The organism is Stenotrophomonas sp. yr243 (assembly GCF_900184195.1).
GTDB classification, from domain to species: Bacteria; Pseudomonadota; Gammaproteobacteria; order Xanthomonadales; family Xanthomonadaceae; genus Stenotrophomonas; species Stenotrophomonas lactitubi.
The window spans coordinates 530,140-547,725 of the sequence record NZ_FXWT01000002.1 but is presented as its reverse complement, the minus strand read 5'-3'; the positions used below and the strand labels follow the sequence as shown (position 1 = coordinate 547,725).

The following is a 17,586-nucleotide window of genomic DNA, read 5'->3' as shown; positions in this document are numbered from 1 at the left end:
TAAGTAGGGCAATGGCTCGTCTGCTGTTCAGACTATGCCCATCCTCTATCCATGGGTGGGTCGCTTTTCAGCCTCCTCTCAAAGAGCGGCCGATGGTCCGCGCGTGGTGCGACAACTTTACCCCCGATGCCGCAACAGCAACTGCGTCATCAATGCACGCAGCGCCGGTGGCCGCACGGGCTTGAGCAGGAAGCCCCAACCGTTCTCGGCAGCATGCGCCTTCAGCGCATCATCGCGCTCGGCGGTCACCAGGATAACCGGCGGCCGCGCTTGCCATAGCGTGCACAGCGCTTCATACAGGTCCGGTCCGTGCCACTGCCCCATGCGCACGTCCAGCAGCAACAGCTGCGGCACGTTCAACGCGCTGGCGATTTCCACCGCGCCCTGCGGGCCGTCGGCAAGTTCCACATTGCAGCCCCAGCGTTCCAGCAGGGCACGGGTCGCCGCACAGACATGCGGGTCATCATCGATGCTCCATACCCGACATTGGCGCAGTGGGCTGTCATCAGACGGCTCGGTCGCGATGACCGGCGCCGCCGGCGGTGCAATCACCTCGTCGGCGCGCCCGAGTGCCACGCTGACGGCGAATACGCTGCCCTTGCCCAGCGTGGAACGCAGGCTGATGCGGTGGCCGAGCAGGCGGCCGATGCGCTCGACGATGGCCAGGCCCAGGCCGGCGCCACGTTCCTGCTCCACGCCGTCGTTCAGGCGGCGGAATTCTTCGAAGATCTCGCCCTGCAGGCTTTCCGGAATGCCCGGGCCCTGGTCATGCACCTCGATGCGCAGCTGGTCACCTGCGCGCCGGCAGCCGATCAGCACGCGTCCACGTGGCGTGTAGCGCAGCGCATTGGACAGGAAGTTCTGCAGGATCCGCCGCAGCAGCGCTTCGTCGCTGACCACAACCGCGTGAGTGTCAACCCAGTCAAGCTGCAGGCCACGGCTCTGTGCGGCGATGCCGAACTCGCGCGCCAGGGTTTCCAGTAAAGGCGAAAGCGCAAAAGCGCGCACGCGGACCTGCAACGATCCCGATTCCAGTCGCGAGATATCCAACAGACTGTTGAGGATCGCATCCTGCGCCGCCAGCGCGGCGTCGATATGGTCGCTGGTCTGCTGCTGCGCTGGGTCACTGAGTTTCCCGCGAAGCACCGACACGAACATGCGCGCGGCATTCAGCGGCTGCAGCAGGTCGTGCACCGCCGAGGCGACGAAGCGGGTCTTGTAGCGGTTGGCCTGTTCGGCCTCGCGGCGGGCTTCGTCCAGATCCTGGGTGCGCTCGGCCACGCGGTGTTCCAGCGCATCGGCCAGCGAGCGCAGTTCGCGCGCAGCGTTCTTGTAACTGGTGATGTCGGCATAGCTGGTGACGAAGCCACCATCGGGCAGCGGGTTGCCGCGGATCTCCAGCACCGTGCCGTCGTCCTTCTCGCTCTCGCGCATGTGCGGGCGACCGCTGCGCAGGTGGGTCAGGCGGCGTTCGATGGCTTCGTCGATCGGACCGGGGCCCAACAGGCCACGACGTGCGTTGAAACGGAACAGTTCTTCGATCGGGCGGCCCACCCGCACCAGCCCCGCCGGGAAGCGGAACAGCTCCAGATAGCGAGAATTCCACGCCACCAGGCGCTGCTCCTTGTCGATCACCACCACGCCCTGGGGCAGATGTTCGAGGCTGCGGCTCAAGCCAACGTCGGCGTCGGTGGCAGCTTCCAGCAGGCCGTCCTGGGCGGTGCGCAGCTCCTGGGCGTGCTGTTTGAGCAGGGTTTCCAGTTCGCGCCGGCTGCGCTGGCGATGCTTGGACAGGCGACGCCGTTGCTGCACGAACAACACCAGGAATCCCAGCGCCAGCCATGCGGCGGCGCCGGCCACGGCCGCGCCCCGGCCAGCGCTGGTGGCCGCGCCCGCGTCATGCAGCAGATGCAGGCTCCAGTCTTCGTCGGGCAGCGCCAGGGTCTGCCACAGCATTGCCTGCGGCAGTGGCGGGTCGAGCAGGCGGACCATGCGGCCGCCATCGGCCAGCACATCTTCGGTGCGCACGCGCAGCGGTTGCAGCGAGCGATCGGCATACTGCCGCGCCGCACGCATCTCGTTGCGTTCCTCCGCGCCGAGCGGGCGCAGCAGGCGGTAGCGCCAAGCATCGCGGTTGGCCAGGAACACCACGTCGTGGTTGTCGCTGGTCAGCACCACGTCCGGGCTGTTCAACCATTCCTGTTCCAGCGCGGACAGCTCGATCTTGATCACGATCACGCCGATGCGCTGGCTGTCGGCATCCAGAATGGCCTCGGACATGAAGTAGCCGGGCACGCCGGTGGTCATGCCGATGCCGTAGAAACGGCCACGGCCATGGGCCAGCGCCTGCTGGTAGTACGGGCGGTAGCTGTAATCCTCGCCGACGTTGCTGGTCGGCTGGTCCCAGTTGCTGGCGGCTACGGCCACGCCATCGCGGCCGACCAGGGTCAGCGTCGAGGTGCGGGTGACCTGGTTGGCGCGCTGCAGTTTCAGGTTCAGGCGTTGCCGCTCGGCGGGCGAGGGCGGTACCCGCAGTGCGTGCTGCAGGTCCGGATCCAGCGCCATCACCTGCGGCAGGGTGCCGAACCGGTCGATGCGCTGTTGCAGCCCCTGGCCATACAGCTGCAGCTGGCGCTGCACCTGTGCGCTTTCCGTGCCCAGGGCGCGACGCCAGGCGTAGTGGCCGGCGGCGACCGCGCACAGCACGGTGCCGGCCACCATCACCAGAACGGTCAGCAACTGCAGGCGGTGGCGGCTGAGCCAATACATGGCGGCAGTCTACGCAGGGCCGGCGGGCGCGGTGTACACGCCCGCCGGGATCTGACACGTGGAAGGGATCAGAAATGCATCTGCGCGCGAAGTTCGAAGATCTCCGGGGTGCTGTGCACACCGCGACGGCTGGCGTCGACCTTCACGTAGTTGGCCTGGAACTTGAAGTGGCTGGTCAGGTACCAGTTCGCGCCCAGGGTCAGGTCGTGCTGGCGGCCGCCGAGGATGCTGCCGTCGTCCAGGTCCAGGCGGCTGTAGCGGGCCACCAGTTCCACTGCACCGTAGTCGTGCGCCGGCTTGATGTTGGCAACGGCGCCGGCGTTGTACGGGCGCGATTCGCCGGTCAGCACCCAGCTGGCCATCGCGTACTGGCCGTGGCCGGTGTAGTCGGGCTTGCCATCATTGCGGGTGACGGTGGCCTGCAGCGCTTCGGCCTGCAGCGAGAACGGACCGCGGATCCAGATACCTTCCAGGCCGGTGCGACGGATCTGGTCGGCGGTGACCAGGGCGCCCGAATCGACCAGGCGGATGTCGGTCAGGCCGGCTTCCGGACGGGCGCGCAGTCGCGCGCTGGCTTCATGATGCACGTCGCGGCCATCGTGGTAACCGCGCGGGTTTTCCTGCGAATAGGCCAGGCCCAGGTGGATCACATCGCCCGGTGCCTTCACCGGTGTCCACACCGCACGCACCGCCTGGGTGGTGCCGGGGTTGTCGCCCTGCAGGTCCTTGCCGCCATAGGCGCCGGCCTGCAGCAGGTACTGCGGACGCTCCAGCACCCATTCCACGCCGGTACGGCGGCCTGCGTAGAACGCCTGCACGGGCAGCGCGGTTTCCAGCAAGCTGCCGGCGCGCGAAGAGGTGTTGGCATCCAGGCCGACCGGGGTCTTCATGTAGCCGAAGCGGAAGCGGCCGACATCGCGGCCGAAGAACGCCTTGCTCTCGAAGCGCACGAACACGTCCAGCCAGGTATCGGCCTGGAAGTCGTAGTAGACCATCGCGTCGTACACGCCCTTCTTTTTCAGGGTCGCGCCGAATTCCTTGCGGCGCACCGCGTCGTCATCCTCGATGCCGCTGGCGGACGAGAAGTCGTTGTAGTCGTAGGCGATGTTGGCGGTAGCGGCCAGTTCGGTGCCGTCGCCGAAGGTGTACTTGGTCGGCCAGTTGTCGAAATCGGCAGCCGAAGCGAAGGCGGGAAGCGCCGCCAGGGAAAGGGCGAGCAAGGTGGGAATCGGGCGCATGATGGTGCGGCTCTCTCAGATTGCGTGTGGACAGGACAACAACGGCCGCAATGGCCGGAACTTTCGCAATGACGCGCCCGGCCGTTCAGGTCGGGCCACCGGCATCCCCGCGATCAGCGGTGCGGCGCCAGTGTAGGCAGCGCAGCCACCTGAACCGGGGGGCTAGTACCAATAGGTTATCTGCGTGGCGGTGCGTGGCGCGTACAAAGGCGTCCATTGGTCGCACCCCTGATCCCGCAATCCAGGGCATGCGATCAGTTTCCACGGTAACGGTTCCCGTGCATTTCCGGGGCCGTACGTGCCTGAAAACGCCCCTTCCGGAGTCCGCCATGCACATCCCGACCGCTGCACCGGTGCCCAGCAAGCCGTTGCCGCTCTACCGCCAGCTGTATTTCCAGGTGATCGTGGCGATCGTCCTGGGCGCTGTCCTCGGCCACTACGAGCCGCTGATCGGCGAGAAGATGAAGCCGCTCGGCGATGCCTTCATCAACCTGGTGAAGATGATCATCGCGCCGGTGATCTTCCTGACCATCGTCACCGGCATCGCTGGCATGACCCATCTGCGCACGGTGGGCCGGGTGTTCGCCAAGGCGATGGCGTACTTCCTGTTCTTCTCCACGCTGGCGCTGATCGTCGGCATGATCGTGGCGCACGTGGTGCAGCCCGGCGCCGGCATGAACATCAACCCGGCCGAGCTGGACCAGACCGCGGTGCACAGCTATGTCGAGAAGTCGCACGACCTGACCTTGGTCGGCTTCCTGATGGACATCATTCCGAAGACGCTGCTCAGTGCCTTCGTTGACGGCAACATCCTGCAGGTGCTGTTCGTGGCGGTGCTGTTCGGCATCGCGCTGGCCTCGGTGGGCGAGAAGGGCAAGCCGATCCAGAACTTCCTGGAAGCGCTGGTCGCGCCGGTGTTCAAGCTGGTGCACATCCTGATGAAGGCCGCGCCGATCGGTGCCTTCGGTGCCATCGCCTTCACCATCGGCAAGTACGGCGTCGGCTCGCTGGTCAACCTGGCCTGGCTGGTCGGCTCGTTCTACCTCACCGCCTTCCTGTTCGTTGCGGTGATCCTGGGCGTGGTCTGCCGCCTGTGCGGCTTCTCGGTGTTCAAGCTGGCCCGTTACCTGAAGGCCGAGCTGCTGCTGGTGCTGGGCACCTCGTCGTCGGAGTCGGCGCTGCCGTCGCTGATGGAGAAGATGGAGCGTGCCGGCTGCAGCAAGTCGGTGGTCGGCCTGGTGGTCCCCACCGGCTACTCGTTCAACCTGGACGGCACCAACATCTACATGACCCTGGCCGCGCTGTTCATCGCCCAGGCCACCAACACCGAACTGACCCTGGGCCACCAGATCGCGCTGCTGCTGGTGGCGATGCTCAGCTCCAAGGGCGCGGCCGGCGTCACCGGTGCCGGCTTCATCACCCTGGCCGCCACCCTGGCGGTGGTGCCGGAAGTGCCGGTGGCCGGCATGGCGCTGATTCTGGGCGTGGATCGCTTCATGAGCGAATGCCGTTCGCTGACCAACTTCATCGGCAACGCGGTGGCCACGGTGGTGGTCTCGCGCTGGGAAGGTGCGCTGGACCGCGACCGCCTGAAGCTGGCGCTGGATGGTCGCGAAAGCGAACTGCCGCCGCCGGTCGATGCCGTGCCGCTGGCGATGGCCGAGGCGCTGCCCGCCAAGGGCTGACCCGGGTGTGTGGTACTGCGGGGCCGGTCACGACAGTGGCACGGCCCCGCAGCGTTTCAAGGCGTCCCACGGCTGTCATCGCCAGCGCCGAAGCTGTGCTCTGATAACGTCGCATACGCCATGGAATTGTGCGGTCGCAGCATCACTGCGACAGCATAGCGACAGGTCCGACCGCTCCAACGGGGGTATGATCCCCTGTCCCTTCTGCCCATTCATGTAACCCACATCGATGTCCAACGAAGATTTCAAACAGGCCGCCCTCGATTACCACCGGATGTCTCCGCCCGGCAAGATCAAGGTTTCCGCTACCAAGCCCATGCTGACCCAGCGCGACCTGTCGCTGGCGTATTCGCCGGGCGTGGCGTACGCCTGTGAAGCGATCAAGGCCGATCCGCAGCAGGCCAGCGAGCTGACTGCCCGCGGCAACCTGGTGGCGGTGATCTCCAACGGCACCGCGGTGCTGGGCCTGGGCAACATCGGCGCACTGGCCGGCAAGCCGGTGATGGAAGGCAAGGGCGTGCTGTTCCAGAAGTTCGCCGGCATCGATGTGTTCGACATCGAAGTGGACGAGAACGACCCGGACAAGCTGGTCGACATCATCGCCTCGCTGGAGCCGACCTTTGGCGGCATCAACCTGGAAGACATCAAGGCACCGGAGTGCTTCATCGTCGAGCGCAAGCTGCGCGAGCGCATGAAGATCCCGGTGTTCCATGACGACCAGCACGGCACGGCGATCATCGTCGGTGCGGCAGTGCTGAACGCCATGGCGATCACCGGCAAGAAGATCGAAGAAGTGAAGCTGGCGACCACGGGCATGGGCGCGGCCGGCATTTCCTGCGTGAACATGCTGGTGCAGCTGGGCCTGAAGCCGGAGAACATCCTGGCCTTCGACCGCGAGGGTGTGATCCATACCGGTCGCACCGACCTGGACCCGGAAAAGCAGCGCTATGCGCGCGACACCGACAAGCGCACCCTGGCCGAGATCGTCGACGGCGCGGACATCTTCCTGGGCCTGTCGGCACCGGGCATCCTGACCGCCGAGATGGTCACGACGATGGCGCCGGACCCGGTGATCTTCGCGCTGGCCAACCCGACCCCGGAAATCATGCCGGAACTGGTGCGCGCTGCGCGTCCGGACGCGATCATCGGTACCGGTCGTTCGGACTACCCGAACCAGGTCAACAACGTGCTGTGCTTCCCGTACCTGTTCCGCGGTGCGCTGGACGTCGGTGCGACCGCGATCAACGAGGAAATGAAGATCGCCTGCGTGCGCGCGATCGCCGCGCTGGCCCGTCGTGCTGCCACCGACATGGGCTCGGCCTATGGCGGTGAAACCCCGAGCTTCGGCCGCGAGTACCTGATCCCGCGTCCGTTCGACCGCCGCCTGCTGGTGGAGCTGTCGGCCGCCGTGGCCCAGGCCGCGATGGATTCGGGCGTGGCCGCCCGTCCGATCGCCGACATGGAAGCCTACCGGCAGAAGCTGTCGCAGTTCGTCTACCGCACCAGCCTGATGATGAAGCCGGTCTACGACCGCGCGCGCAGCGACAAGCAGCGCGTGGTGTATGCCGAAGGCGAAGAGGAAGTGGTGCTGCAGGCGGTGCAGAACGTGGTCGATGACGGCCTGGCACATCCGATCCTGATCGGCCGCCCGGAAGTGATCGAATCGCGCATCGAACGCCTCGGCCTGCGCCTGAAGATCGGCGAGAACATTGAAGTCACCAACATCAATGACGACCCGCGCTTCAACGAATACTGGCAGTACTACCACGGCCTGACTGGCCGTCGTGGCGTCACCGTGGCCGCCGCCAAGAACCTGATGCGTTCGCGCCCGACCCTGATCGCCGCCGTGATGGTGGCCCGTGGCGAAGCCGATGCGATGCTGACCGGCATCGTCGGCCGCTTCCACAAGAAGCTGGGTTACGTGCGCAGCGTGCTGCCGCTGGAATCGAAGGTCACCTCGACCTCGGCGATGACCGGCGTGATCAACCAGCAGGGCGTGTTCTTCTTCGTTGACACCCACGTGCAGGAAGACCCGACCGCAGAGCAGCTGTGCGAAGCGACCCTGCAGGCGGCGTACCGCATGAAGCTGTTCGGTGTCGAGCCGAAGGTGGCACTGCTGTCGCACTCCAACTTCGGCAGCCACGACTCGAAGGATGCGCTGAAGATGCGCCAGGTGCGCGAGCTGCTGCTCAAGCGCAACCCGCGTCTGAACGTGGACGGCGAAATGCAGGGCGACACCGCATGGGATGAAGCCCTGCGCCAGAAGCTGCTGCCGGGCTCGACCCTGCAGGGCCGTGCCAACCTGTTTGTGCTGCCGAACCTGGAAGCGGCCAACATCGCCTACAACCTGGTGCGCGTGTTCACCGATGGCGTGGCGATCGGCCCGATCCTGATGGGCGTCAACAAGCCGGTGCACATCCTGACCACCAGCGCGACCTCGCGCCGGATCCTGAACATGACCGCGATTGCCGCGGTCGATGCACAGATCCGCAAACAGATCGAGGCGGAAAAGAAGGCGTAAGCCTTCGTTCCGCTGCGATCTGCAGAAACGCGCCCTTCGGGGCGCGTTTCTGTTTCCGCCCAGCGGAAACCGGATCGGGTAGCGCCGGGCCATGCCCGGCGAGCGCGCAGCGCGGCGCTTCTCGCATGCCGCCGGGCATGGCCCGGCGCTACCCGATGAATTGCAGCCCGGCGGTCATTTCCCTGCAATGCCATTGCGGCCCAATACGCCCACGCGGCCTGGCCGTGGGAAGGGACCGGACCGGCCTTCCCACCCTGGGCCCGACCAACTTTCCATGGGCGGAGCAGTGTCATGCGCAGTCGAGTGAGCAAGCGGTATTTCCAGCAGTTGTTCGCGCTGTACGCCGGCTTCGTGCAATCGCGTTGAAGGCCGCCGGGGCATCGCCCCGGCAGCGTCGAACTTACCGCCGCTTCGCGCGTCGCGCGGGCGGCGGCGCAGGGGCCGGGGAGCGCGGCTTGGCGTACTCCGTCCACAGCGCCGGCAGGGTCTTGCCGGTATGCTTCTGCCACAGCGCGGGTGCATAGCGCCCGTCGCGCAGATCCTTGTCCAGTGCCAGCACCAGTCCCGGGTGCGCCGCTTCGGCCCACTTCAGGAATGCAGCGGTTACTCGATAGCCACTTTCCACCGTCTGGCCCTGGCTCAGCTTGTCCGGCAACGCCCAGCCCGCAGCGGCGTTGTTCATGCCGTAGCGATCGCGCGCGTAGTCGGCGATGCCCTCCACCAGCCAGCCCGGCACGCGCTTGTCGCCGTAGCTGGGGTAGCCCTGCACGATGTGCATTGCTTCGTGGGTCACCAGATCGATGTCATCCGGGTGCTGGGCCAGCCAGCCCGGATTGATGGTGATGGTGCTGGCCTTGTCCTTGTCACCGACGAAGGCGACGCCGTTGTACGCCGGATCGATCACGATGCGCACTTCGTTCGGTGCGGCCGGGCGGAAGTCCGCACGCTCGCGCAGGTAAGCGAAGTAGAACGTATCGATGATGCGCTTGCGTACCGGCGCGGCCAGCGCACCGGCAGCATCCTGGTAGTACAGGGTCACCCCTTCACGGCTGACCTGGCCATCGAAGGCCTGGGTCTGCGGCTGTGCGTGGCTGAGGCTTGGAAATACAAGGGCGGCAAGAGCGAGGGGGAGGAAACGTAGGCGCATGGACGTCATTGTAGGGGGGAGGGCGCCAACAGTTCGATCTCGGCCAGCTGCAGGCGCCCCGGCGCAGCCAGGCGCAGACGGTACTCGGCGTAGCGTGAGGGCGAAGCGATACGGAACGGACGGGTCTGCCGGGCCGAGGTGAAATCTTCTCCGCGGCGCTGGTCCAGTGTTACCCAACGCCCGTTGCCGGCACGTGCTTCCAGCGTCCACTCGCCGCCGCGGATAGCGCCATCACCGCTGGTCAGCGTGTACATCGTCGGTACGCCATCGCCCACGTGGCTCAGCGCGATGGTCGCGCCACCACCCAGCGGCACCGCCGTCGTGGCATCGTCGTCCACCAGCGCGGGCAGGGCGCGACCGTCGGCCAGCGTTGCCTGCGCGCCGCCACCCAGAAGATCGTGCAGCAATTGCGCTCGCTGGCCACGCGCGGTCAGCGAGCGCGGCACATCATCCATGCCGCTGCCCCAGCGTGACGGCTGCGGGCCCATCACGAAGTCCAGGGTCGCACCCTTGGCGATCACCTCGTGCGGCACCCAGGTCTTCGTCCACGGCTTGCCGTTGATCTTCAACGACTGCACGTACACGTTCTCACGCGAATTCTGTGCTGCATTGACGGTCAGCACCGCGCCGCCCTGCAGCTCGACGCGCGCATGCTGGAACGCCGGCGAACCAATCGCGTACTCCGGCGCCCCCATGCGCAGCGGATACAGGCCCAGCGAGGCCAGCACGTACCACGCCGAGGTCTCGCCGTTGTCCTCGTCGCCCGGATAACCCTGGCCGATCTCGCTGCCGACATACAGCCGCGACAGGATCTCGCGCACATTCTGCTGGGTCTTCCATGGCTGTCCTGCATACAGGTACATCCACGGGATGTGGTGTGCCGGCTGGTTGCTGTGCGCGTACATGCCCATGCGCACATCGCGCGCTTCGGTCATTTCGTGGATGGTGCCGCCGTAGGAGCCGGCGAACGCGGCGTCGGCGGTTTCATGCGTGGCGAAGAAGGTGTCGAGCTTGGCGGCCAGCTTGTCGCGGCCACCGTACAGCGCGGCCAGGCCTTCGCCGTCGTGCGCGGCGGTGAAGGCGAACGTCCAGCCATTGGATTCGGTGTAGTCGTGGCCCCACACGCGCGGGTCGTAATCCTTGGCATCCAGGCGCCAGCTGCCATCGGGCTTGCGGCCCTGGAAGAAGCCGGCGGCCGGATCGAACAGCGTCGCGTAGCTGGCGGCGCGGTAGCGGAAGTAGTCGGCTTCGGTGGCGTAGCGTTCGCGCACGGACGGTGTCGTCGCGCGCTTGGCCAGCGCATCGGCCATGTTGGCAATGCCGAAATCATTGAGCGCACCTTCCATCGTCCACGACATGCCCTCGTGCACATCGGCGCTGGCATAGCCGCGGAACGTCGAACGCTCCATGCCCTTGCGGCCGACGTGGCGGTCCGGCGGCACCACCGTGGCGTTCTTCAGCGCTGCGGCATAGGCCTCTTCGGGATCGAAGCCGCCGATGCCCTTCAGCCATGCATCGGCGAAGGCAACATCCGAACTGGTACCGACCATCAGGTCCGCGTAGCCGGGCGAGGACCAGCGTGCGATCCAGCCACCGGCGCGGTACTGCTCGATGAAACCCTGTACCAGCTGCCCGGCATCATCCGGGGTGAACAACGCATACGCCGGCCAGGTGGTGCGGAACGTGTCCCAGAAGCCGTTGTTGACGAAGACCTTGCCGTCGCGCACCGGCGCGAAGCTGCGCGTCGCGCTGCCGTCGGTGTTGTCATCGGCGGCGCTGGCCTGGCTGGCATAGCGCCATTCGGGAGCGGCGGCGGTGCCCGCATTTTCGTGGCCGGAATTGGGGTACAGGTACAGCCGGTACAGGCTGGAGTACAGCGTGGTCTTCTGGTCGTCGCTGGCGTTGCCGATGTCGAAGCGGGCCAGGCGCGCATCCCACGCATCCTGTGCACGCCCGGCCACGCTTTCCAGCGTATCGGCTGCGGCGATTTCCAGCGCCAGGTTGTGGCGCGCCTGCTCGACGGAGATCAACGAGGTGGCGATGCGCATCGTCACCCGCCGCTCGCTGCCTGCGTCGAACTTGATGTAGCCGGTCGGGCGGCCGGTGCCGATCCGGCCGCTGCTGCGCCACGGCTTGTCGAAGCTGGCCACCACATACATGCGGGTGGCGCCGTTGGACAGGCCGCTGCGGGTATCGGTGTAGCCAGACAACGTCTGCGTGGCGGCGTCGAGGGTCAGCCCACCGCGCGCATCGACGTTGTCGAACAGCAGGTTGGCGTCGCCACCTGCGGGGAAATCGAAGCGGAACAGCGCGGCATGGTCGGTGGGGGCGATGGATGCGGCGATGCCGTTGTCGAAGCGCACGTCGTAGCGATACGGGCGCGCGCTTTCCTGTGCGCGGTCGAAGGACAGTGCCCGCTTGCTGCGATCAGCTTCAGGCACACCGCGCGTGGCGGAGGGCATCACCTGGAAGGTCTGGCGGTCGCCCATCCACGGGCTGGGCTGGTGGCTCAGGGCGAGCGCCTGCAGCTGCGGCCGGTTCTTCGCATCGTTCTGCTCGTTCCAGCGGTACAGCCAGTTCAGTGCGCCGGCATCGGTCACCGGCGTCCAGAAGTTGAAGCCGTGCGGTACAGCGGTGGCCGGGAAGTTGTTGCCGCGCGAGAAGGTGCCGTTGGCCTGGGTGCCGCGCGTGGTCAGCACCCAGTCGGAGACACGCTGCGGTGTCTGCCGTGGCTGCGCGTCCAGGCGCACGTCGTCGATCCAGCCCGACACGGGGGCGCCATCGGCGCTGGCCACCTCGAGCTCGATGGCGATCACGCGGCGGCCCTTCAACGCGGGCACATCGCCCAGGCGTACCGCCTTGCGCGCCCACTGCTGCGGATACAGCGTTTTCGAGTCGCCCTGCGTCTGTGCGCCAAGCGCCACGCCGTGCTGGTCGCGCGCGCCGCTAGCGGATACGCGGCTGCCATCGTCCAGCAGCAGGTCCAGCGAGACATAGGTGGAGGCCACGGTGTCCTTGCCGACGATCTCCGGCAGTACCAGCCAGGACAGCGTGGTGTCGGCGTCGATGGGCAGATCGGTCTTGAACAGTTCGCGGCGCGCCTGGCCGCCATTGGCGCTGTAGTGCAACGCATGCAGGCCGCTGTAGCCGACGTTGCGCTTGGCCGCGTACGGCGCGCCAGGGCCGCTGCCGACGTCGACGGACAGCGCGCCAGCGGATCTGGCCGGTGCCGGCTCGCCCGGCTCGAAGGAGGTCTGCAGCCCTTGCGCCAGCACCGGTGTCGCAGTGGTCGCACAGGCCAGGGCCAGGGCGAGCGGAAGCAGGGCGCGGCGTGGATCGGACAGGGTCATGCAGGGTCTCCCGGTAGGGCAGGCGGCAGGCAGAACCCGCATCGGCGAACACCACGGACAGCATCGCCCCGCCCGCCACGGGGCAGTCGGGAGGCGATGCAGGTCCGGTGGGGGGCGGGCCATGCGATCGGGTCAGGAATGGATCGGACCCGATGCTGCAACAGCTGGCAGCGCCCTGACAAGTGCCATTTAGTTCGATCCAAATGCGGGAAATTCGAACGAAGACCGGTTCTGCACGGAACTGGCTGGTGCGCATGGGGATTTCCTGCCGCCGTGGCTCGGCGCCGCCGCCGGGGAGCGGGCAGGGCGGTTGCATGGCGAGGCCAGGGCATTGGCCTGAAGCAGGCCAACGCGCGCAGCGGCCACGCAGCGCACGGTGTTTGCCGGGCCCAGATGCTAGAATCGCAGGCCTCGCAATCCGTTCATCGACATCCGCCATGAGCCATACCGCCACCGCGCCCGCCAACGCCGAAAAGCGCTACACCGTGCACCGCAGCGACCTGCCGCTGAGCTGCCCGACTCCGGAAATGGCGCTGTGGAACTCGCATCCGCGGGTGTACCTGCCGATCGAAGACGAACCCAACGGGCAAGCGCAGTGTGCTTACTGCGGCGCCGTGTTCGTGCTGGCCGACTAAGCGGCCGCCCCCTCGATGCGCCGATTGACCGTGGTGCAGTTGCTGCCGGCGCTGCACTCCGGTGGTGTCGAGCGCTCGACCCTTGAAATCGCCGCGGCCCTGGTCGCTGCCGGCCATCGCGCGCTGGTGGTGTCGGCCGGTGGCCGCCTGGTGCAGCCGCTGCTCGACAGCGGTGCCGAGCACCTGACCCTGGATATCGGCCGCAAGTCGCTGCTGACGCTGCGCCATCTGCCGACCCTGCGCCGCTTGTTCACCGAAGTGGGCGCCGACATTGTCCACGCCCGTTCGCGCCTGCCCGCCTGGCTGGGGCTGTATGCGATCCGTGCGATGCAGCCAGCGCAGCGCCCGCATTGGGTAACCACCGTGCATGGGCTGAACTCGCCCGGTCGCTACAGCGCGGTGATGACCAGCGGCGAACGCGTGATCTGTGTATCCAACAGCGTGCGCGACTACGTACATACGCATTACCCGACGGTGGCCCACGACAGGCTGCAGGTGATCCCGCGCGGCGTGGATGTCAGCCAGTTCCCTCGTGTGGCGCGCGCCGATCGGCGGCCCCGGCTGGCGCTGGCGGCGGACTATCCATGGCTGGCCCAGGTCGATGGACCGCTGTTGCTGCTGCCCGGTCGTGGCACCCGGCTGAAAGGCCACACCCACGCGCTGCAGTTGCTGGCCGATGTCCGTGCAGCAGGCGTGCCGGCACAGCTGTGGATGCTGGGCACCGACGAGCCTGGCCGCGAGGCCTATGTGGCAGAGCTGCGCAAGCAGGCAGACGCGCTTGGCGTGACCGGTGCCGTGCACATCAGCACGCCGACCGCGCGCATCGCCCAGGCGTACGCCGCCAGCGATCTGGTGCTGCAGCTGTCGGACAAGCCGGAGGCCTTCGGTCGCACCGTGGTCGAAGCGCTTTCGGTCGGCAGGCCGGTGCTGGGCTGGGACCACGGCGGCGTGGGCGAGCTGCTGCAGCAGCTGCAGCCCAGTGGTGCGGTACCGCTGGGCAGTGCGCAGCTGCTGGGTGAACGTGCGCTGGCCCTGCTGGCACAGCCGCCATCGCTGCCGGGCCGTATCCCGTTTACCCTGCAGACCATGCAGCGCGATACCCTCCGCCTATATGCCGACCTCGCTGGCTGACGCCACGCCGCCCCTGCGCGACGAGCGCGCTGGCCGCTGGGCACCCTGGTGGGTGCTGGCTTACGTCGCGTTGTGGCCACTACCAGGCATCGCCGAAACCGTGCTGGGCCTGGGAGCGTTGTACGCGGCGGCACGCATGGTCATCCGCCGGGTGCAGCATCGACCGCATCTGCTGAGCCCGGCAGCGTGGGCGCTGACATCGATTCTTTTCCTTGGCTACTGGTTGCCACAGGCGTTCTCGGCCTTCGATGCCGTCGACCCGTCGGCGTCGTGGATCAAAGCGGCGGCCGGGCTGCGCTATCTGCCTTTCATGTGGCTGGTGGCGATCGCCGTGGCCACCCCGCAGCGGCGGCGCTTGACCCTGGGCGGACTGGCGGTGATCACCGGCCTGTGGACGCTCGATGCGCTGGTGCAGGCACTGGCAGGTACCAGCCCCTGGTTCTGGTCGCTGCAGCAGATCAAGCTGGCCATCAGCGGCCACGCGTTGTGCCCGGCTGCAGAAGCCGCGCTGGCTGATCGTCTCAGCGGAGCGCTTGGGCCGTGCAACCTGAAATTCGGCCAGGTGCTGGCCAGTCTTTCGCCGTTCCTGTTGTTGCCGGTGGCGCGCCGTTTCGGCAATGCGGGCTGGTTTCTGGCCGCTGCTGCGGTGGGCGTGGTGCTGTTGCTGGCCGGCTCCCGTGCCTCATGGATCACCTTCAGCCTGGTGGTTGTCTACAGTGGCGTGCGCCAACTGGGATGGAAGCGGTTGGGCCTGCTCGCGCTGGTGGGTGTTCTCTCGGCGGGCGTACTGACCGCCAGCGTGCCGCAGCTGCGGGAGCGTGTGGCGCGCACGGCAATGGCCTGGGGCGGTGGCGAGGACGGGGTCGAACAGGCACTGTCCGGTCGTACCCGCATCTGGAACGCGGCGGCCTGCATGATCGAAGCGCATCCGATCAATGGTGTCGGTGCACGTGGCTTCCGCGATGCCTATCCCCATTGCGTTGCGGATGAAGGGCCGGCGGTGTGGGGCACGATGCCGGCGCTGCACGCCCACCAGATCGTGCTGGAGATTCTTGCCGAGACCGGTGTGCTGGGTCTGTTGCTGTGGCTGGCAGCGGTGGCGCAGGCATGGCGGGCATGGCGCTTCGCGCCGGCAGCGGCGCGCGAGCGTGCACGGCCAGCGATGCTGGCATTGGCGGTTACCGTGTTCCCGCTCAATACCCACCTGGCGTTCTATTCCGCGTTCTGGGGCGGCCTGACCGTGCTGCTGGCCGCGCTGTTCGTCGGCACGTTGCTGGCGCGCGAACCGGACGATCTGCCGCGCGCCGCGTAATGTCCGCATCCACGCATGGCGTGGATCTACTGGATTGCGCGGGGTGGGTGGTCGTATCCACGCATGGCGTGGATCTACTGGATTGCGCGGGGCGGGTGGTCGTATCCACGCATGGCGTGGATCTACCGGAGATGCCGATCAGTAGATCCACGCCATGCGTGGATGGGCTTTCCCATGAACATTGGCCGTCGTCGCGGCTTTTCCCGACCTGCCGCGAGGTGGTCCGCCAATGCACGCAGGGTCGCGCAACCCGCAGTCTGTGCCCATGGCCAGCCCCAGACTCCGTTACGGTCGCTACTCCCGCACAGGCAACATCTATTCCCTGACCACGGCGACCGTTGGCCGTGCCCCCTTGTTCGCCGATGCCGCCAACGTGGCGGTCCTGGTCGATACCCTGCGTTTCATCGAACGCAATGCCTTCAGTCACAGCCTCGCCTGGGTGGTGATGCCCGACCACCTGCACTGGTTGATGGAACTGTAGAAGGGAACCCTGGCCCAGTGCATGGCCGTGCTCAAATCACGCAGCAGTCGGCTGCTGAACCGGCAACTGGGACGGAAAGGACCACTCTGGCAGCACGGCTATCACGACCATGCGGTGCGCACCGATGAATCCCTTCATGAAAAGGCGATGTACATCCTGGCCAATCCGGTGCGGGCCGGACTGGCCGGCGAGCTGGGGGAATACCCGCACGCCTGGTGCCGCTGGCCGTTGTAGATTCCGGCGTCGGAACGGAGAGCATCCACGCATGGCGTGGATCTACTGGAGTGCGCGGGACGATGGTCGTGTCTGCTCAGTAGATCCACGCCATGCGTGGATGGCGCCATCCGTCAGTAGATCCACGCCATGCGTGGATGGGGCGTTTCCGACCGCCCGTCATCTCATTTGTAGAAATCGCTCCGCCCACCGGGCTGGCGTTTGAAACGGCGATGGATCCACAGGTACTGGTCCGGTGCCTCGCGCACCATCTGTTCGATGGCCTGGTTGACCCGCGCGGTATCGGCTTCGACATCTTCGCTGGGGAAGTTCTCCAGCGGCGCACCAATCTTCAGGAAGTACTTCCCGCCTTCGCGGCGATGGAAGTAGGGGATGACCGCACAACCGGTCATCCGCGCCAGCTGGTGGGTCGCGGTGATGGTGGATGCGGTGTGGCCGAAGAACGGCACGAACACGGTGTCCTTGCCGCGCATGTCCTGGTCGGGCGCGTACCAGAGGAAGCCGCCCTTCTTCAGGTGGCGCACCGTCGCGCGGATGTCCTCGTTGGCGTACATCGCCTTGGCATAGCGCAGGCGGCCGAATTTCACCGCCCACTCGTACACCGGGTTCTTGTGCTTGCGGTACATGCCGGACAGGTCGACGTGGTCGCACAGCAGGCGGCCGCACATCTCCAGGGTCATGAAGTGGCCCGAGACCAGCAGCACGCCGCGGCCCTCGGCCTGCATCTGCTTGAGGTGTTCCAGCCCTTCGATGTGCACCTGCGGGCGGATGCTGTCGATGCTGCCCCACCAGGAGCGCGCGCATTCGAAGATGCCCACACCCAAGGCGTCAAAGCTGTCGCGCACCAGGCGCTTGCGCCAGGCCTCGTCCTTCTCGGGGAAGCACAGCTTGAGGTTGACCTCGGCGGCATGGCGGCGGCTGCCGGCCAGGCGCCAGGCGATCGAGCCGACCCCACGGCCGAGCGCGCGCTGCAGCATCCACGGCAGCCGGGCGATCCCGAAGGCAGTGAACATGACGGCAAACATCGGCCAGTTGCGTGGATCACGCAGCGACGGACGGACGGCGGTGGTGGCATCGGACATG

At 66.8% G+C, this 17,586-nt stretch carries 10 protein-coding genes and 1 pseudogene; 6 read left to right on the top strand and 5 right to left on the bottom strand.

Going from position 1 to position 17,586, the window contains the following annotated elements:
• Positions 1-117: 117 nt before the first annotated feature.
• A complete protein-coding gene (locus QOL57_RS09170; RefSeq protein WP_089236776.1) occupies positions 118-2,769 on the bottom strand; it encodes a PAS-domain containing protein in 2,652 nt (883 codons plus the stop codon).
• A gap of 68 nt (positions 2,770-2,837) precedes the next feature.
• Entirely contained in the window at positions 2,838-4,007 is a 1,170-nt protein-coding gene (locus QOL57_RS09165) for a porin (protein WP_089236774.1), read from the bottom strand.
• Between the two features lie 329 nt (positions 4,008-4,336).
• On the opposite strand from QOL57_RS09165, the gene QOL57_RS09160 reads away from it, so the two are divergent.
• The gene (locus tag QOL57_RS09160; RefSeq protein ID WP_089236772.1) at positions 4,337-5,692 is read left to right on the top strand and encodes a dicarboxylate/amino acid:cation symporter; all 1,356 of its coding nucleotides are present in this window, start codon (positions 4,337-4,339) and stop codon (positions 5,690-5,692) included.
• 229 nt (positions 5,693-5,921) lie between these two features.
• Entirely contained in the window at positions 5,922-8,213 is a 2,292-nt protein-coding gene (locus QOL57_RS09155) for an NADP-dependent malic enzyme (protein WP_089236770.1), read from the top strand.
• Positions 8,214-8,613: 400 nt separating this feature from the next.
• Here QOL57_RS09155 and QOL57_RS09150 read toward each other — a convergent pair whose 3' ends face one another.
• The gene (locus tag QOL57_RS09150; RefSeq protein ID WP_089236768.1) at positions 8,614-9,369 is read right to left on the bottom strand and encodes a basic secretory protein-like protein; all 756 of its coding nucleotides are present in this window, start codon (positions 9,367-9,369) and stop codon (positions 8,614-8,616) included.
• Positions 9,366-12,710 carry a GH92 family glycosyl hydrolase gene (locus QOL57_RS09145; RefSeq protein WP_089236766.1) on the bottom strand — a complete coding sequence of 1,115 codons (3,345 nt, stop codon included), beginning with the start codon at positions 12,708-12,710 and terminating at the stop codon, positions 9,366-9,368. The genes QOL57_RS09150 and QOL57_RS09145 overlap by 4 nt, the downstream gene beginning before the upstream one ends.
• 437 nt (positions 12,711-13,147) lie before the next feature.
• Between QOL57_RS09145 and QOL57_RS09140 the strand changes: the two genes are divergently transcribed.
• From QOL57_RS09140 to QOL57_RS09125, 4 genes and pseudogenes are all read left to right on the top strand, one after another.
• Positions 13,148-13,345 (top strand): zinc-finger domain-containing protein, encoded by a 198-nt coding sequence (locus QOL57_RS09140; protein WP_025874129.1) that lies wholly within the window; start codon positions 13,148-13,150, stop codon positions 13,343-13,345.
• A 15-nt stretch (positions 13,346-13,360) separates the two neighbouring features.
• Complete coding sequence (locus QOL57_RS09135; protein WP_089236764.1) at positions 13,361-14,476, top strand: glycosyltransferase; 1,116 nt, start codon at positions 13,361-13,363, stop codon at positions 14,474-14,476.
• Positions 14,457-15,788, top strand: a complete 1,332-nt coding sequence (locus QOL57_RS09130) for an O-antigen ligase family protein (protein WP_089236762.1) — start codon at positions 14,457-14,459, stop codon at positions 15,786-15,788. Before QOL57_RS09135 ends, QOL57_RS09130 begins: the two co-directional genes overlap by 20 nt.
• 265 nt (positions 15,789-16,053) lie before the next feature.
• A pseudogene (locus tag QOL57_RS09125) lies at positions 16,054-16,503 on the top strand (transposase).
• A gap of 164 nt (positions 16,504-16,667) precedes the next feature.
• Here QOL57_RS09125 and QOL57_RS09120 read toward each other — a convergent pair.
• The gene (locus QOL57_RS09120) at positions 16,668-17,585 is read right to left on the bottom strand and encodes an LpxL/LpxP family Kdo(2)-lipid IV(A) lauroyl/palmitoleoyl acyltransferase (protein WP_089236760.1); all 918 of its coding nucleotides are present in this window, start codon (positions 17,583-17,585) and stop codon (positions 16,668-16,670) included.
• Between the last annotated feature and the right edge of the window lies 1 nt (position 17,586).

Bases quoted from the DNA above. Each gene is read 5' to 3' on its own strand.
- QOL57_RS09150 (WP_089236768.1), bottom strand. From the start codon at position 9,369: ATGACGTCCATGCGCCTACGTTTCCTCCCCCTCGCTCTTGCCGCCCTT.
- QOL57_RS09120 (WP_089236760.1), bottom strand. From the start codon at position 17,585: ATGTCCGATGCCACCACCGCCGTCCGTCCGTCGCTGCGTGATCCACGC.
- QOL57_RS09155 (WP_089236770.1), top strand. From the start codon at position 5,922: ATGTCCAACGAAGATTTCAAACAGGCCGCCCTCGATTACCACCGGATG.
- QOL57_RS09170 (WP_089236776.1), bottom strand. From the start codon at position 2,769: ATGTATTGGCTCAGCCGCCACCGCCTGCAGTTGCTGACCGTTCTGGTG.
- QOL57_RS09140 (WP_025874129.1), top strand. From the start codon at position 13,148: ATGAGCCATACCGCCACCGCGCCCGCCAACGCCGAAAAGCGCTACACC.
- QOL57_RS09160 (WP_089236772.1), top strand. From the start codon at position 4,337: ATGCACATCCCGACCGCTGCACCGGTGCCCAGCAAGCCGTTGCCGCTC.
- QOL57_RS09165 (WP_089236774.1), bottom strand. From the start codon at position 4,007: ATGCGCCCGATTCCCACCTTGCTCGCCCTTTCCCTGGCGGCGCTTCCC.
- QOL57_RS09135 (WP_089236764.1), top strand. From the start codon at position 13,361: ATGCGCCGATTGACCGTGGTGCAGTTGCTGCCGGCGCTGCACTCCGGT.
- QOL57_RS09145 (WP_089236766.1), bottom strand. From the start codon at position 12,710: ATGACCCTGTCCGATCCACGCCGCGCCCTGCTTCCGCTCGCCCTGGCC.
- QOL57_RS09130 (WP_089236762.1), top strand. From the start codon at position 14,457: ATGCCGACCTCGCTGGCTGACGCCACGCCGCCCCTGCGCGACGAGCGC.